Consider the following 2227-nt stretch of genomic DNA (forward strand, 5'->3'; position numbering starts at 1 on the left):
GTCCGCAATCTCACCGACGGCGGCGCCAAGGTCCGACTGACCTCCGCAGTCGGCGTGACGGTGCAGGGCCGGGTCGTCCTCCGCCTCGCCGCCGGCGAGCGCCACGCCACCGTCGCCTGGCAATCCGGCGACGAGGTCGGCCTCAAATTCGATTGAATGGCGTCGGAGCCGAAAACCGCCAGACGGCGCGCCCGTTCCGCGGTCTGTCCCGCCCATGACCGACGCCCTCGACTTCCCCGCCATCGCCGCCGACCTCGACGCCCGGGGCTGGGCCCTGACCGGCCCCCTGCTGACGCCGCAGACGTGCCTCGCCCTGCAAGGCCTCTACGCGGACCCCGACCGCTTCCGCAGCCGCGTCGTCATGGGTCGCCACGGCTTCGGCGAGGGCGAATACCAGTATTTCGCCAACCCCCTGCCCGATCCGCTGCCGGCCCTGCGCCGCCGCCTCTACGCCGGCCTCGCCCCGATCGCCAACGGCTGGAACGCCCGCCTGGGCCGGCCGGCCGACTTCCCCGCCGAGCTCGACGCCTTCACGGCCCGCTGCCATGCCGCTGGCCAGACCCGGCCGACATCGCTGATGCTCAAATACGGGCCCGGCGACTACAACCGCCTGCACCAGGACCTGTACGGCGACCTGGTCTTTCCGCTCCAGACCGCCGTCCTGCTCAGCGAGCCGGGCCGCGATTTCGACGGCGGCGAACTGGTGCTGGTCGAACAGAAGCCGCGCAGCCAGTCACAGGCCCATGTCGTGCCGCTGCAACAGGGCCAGGGCGTCGTCTTCGCCGTACGCGAACGGCCTGCGGCCGGCGTACGCGGCGACTACCGCGTGCAGATGCGCCACGGCGTCAGCCGCATCCGCTCCGGCGCCCGGATGACCCTGGGCCTGATCTTCCACGACGCGGCCTAGGGGTAGTAGCCGTAGTCCCCGCGCCGCGGCACGCGCGTATAGCCGTAGCGGCCGTCGGAGTTGTAGCCGCCGAAGCCGTAGCCGCAGGGATCGTCCCGCTCGGACAGCTGGTTGCCCAGCAGACCGCCGGCCAAGGCGCCGATAGCCGCGCCGCGCTCGCGATCCTTCTCGCCCGCGATCGCCGCCCCGACCGCCGCGCCCAGCAATGCGCCGCTCGCGGTCGCATACTGGCGGTTCCGTTCGTAGTCCCGCTGGCAGGCCGAGGCGTAGTTGTCCGTCGTCGCGCATCCCGTCAACGTCAGCCCGCAGGCCGTGACCGCCGCCAGTCTGATGATGCCCTGCATCCTGTTTCTCCCTCTCAGCCCCATGCTCCAACGACGGAGGGACGAGGTGCGTTCCGCTTCCTGCCCCTCTCCCAACGGGAGAGGGCTTGAGCGCACGGCGGTGCAGCCGCCGTCCTTGCGCGAAAGGGTGAGGGTCGATCGCTTGTAGATTTGCACTTATAGATTGCATAATCCGCTCATGCAGTTTCGCCGCACGACCGCCGCCCGCCATCTACGCCAGACATCTGGCCTGGCCGAAACCCGCGTCTGGGATCGCCTGCGCGCTGGCCGCGTCGACGGCCACAAATTCCGCCGCCAGCATCCCATCGGTCGCTTCTATGCCGACTTCGCCTGCGACCGCCATCGACTGGTCATCGAGATCGATGGCGGTATTCACACCCGCGACGATGTGATCCTGAACGACCACTATCGCCAGAAGGCGATCGAGGCACTGGGCTGGACCGTCCTGCGCTTCACCAACGAACAGCTGCTGGACTATCCGGACATACTGATCGCCGCAATCCGCCGCCACGCCAGAAGCCTCAACCTCTAGCCATTACCTCTCCCCGGATGTCCCTCTCCCGTTGGGAGAGGGCTTGAGCCTCCGGGAGCGGAGCGATCGGCAAGGCGAAAGGGTGTGGGTCGCCTGTCCGGGGGCGGCTTCGCCGCTTCCACCACCCGACCCACATCCGGCGCTGCGCGCCACCTTCTCCCAACGGGAGAAGGGCCGTGATTTGTGAGAGCAATCCGCTCCCAGCCAGACGACTTTCAGAACCCAACCCGTTGATCCCCCTGCAGATCATCCTCCGAGTAGCGTCCTGAACCCGCCATAGCTGGAACCCGGTCCATACTGTTTCCGTCCCGTCGCAAGGGAGGCTCGCTCGGCCGGCGAACCGAAGCGGCGGCGGGAGCGGAAGGAAGCGGGCCGCGACCGGTCTCCTCGGGGACCGGGACGCGGGCTGACGGGGCTGCAACGTCCAGTCGGCCAGGGGCGGTG

Annotated in this window: 3 protein-coding genes; 2 read left to right on the forward strand and 1 reads right to left on the reverse strand. The window is 69.1% G+C overall.

The genetic code is table 11. The annotated features are described in order from the left end of the window. The first annotated feature begins 214 nt into the window (after positions 1-214). Positions 215-907, forward strand: a complete 693-nt coding sequence (locus VN378_RS12305; protein WP_325743867.1) for a 2OG-Fe(II) oxygenase — start codon at positions 215-217, stop codon at positions 905-907. Here VN378_RS12305 and VN378_RS12310 read toward each other — a convergent pair. Further along, positions 904-1251 carry a YMGG-like glycine zipper-containing protein gene (locus VN378_RS12310; protein ID WP_325743868.1) on the reverse strand — a complete coding sequence of 116 codons (348 nt, stop codon included), beginning with the start codon at positions 1249-1251 and terminating at the stop codon, positions 904-906. The genes VN378_RS12305 and VN378_RS12310 overlap by 4 nt on opposite strands. Before the next feature lie 178 nt (positions 1252-1429). Here VN378_RS12310 and VN378_RS12315 point away from each other — a divergent pair, with 178 nt between their 5' ends. Next, positions 1430-1783 carry an endonuclease domain-containing protein gene (locus tag VN378_RS12315; RefSeq protein WP_325743869.1) on the forward strand — a complete coding sequence of 118 codons (354 nt, stop codon included), beginning with the start codon at positions 1430-1432 and terminating at the stop codon, positions 1781-1783. Positions 1784-2227 lie beyond the last annotated feature (444 nt).

Source organism: Brevundimonas sp. (assembly GCF_035561115.1).
GTDB lineage: Bacteria > Pseudomonadota > Alphaproteobacteria > Caulobacterales > Caulobacteraceae > Brevundimonas.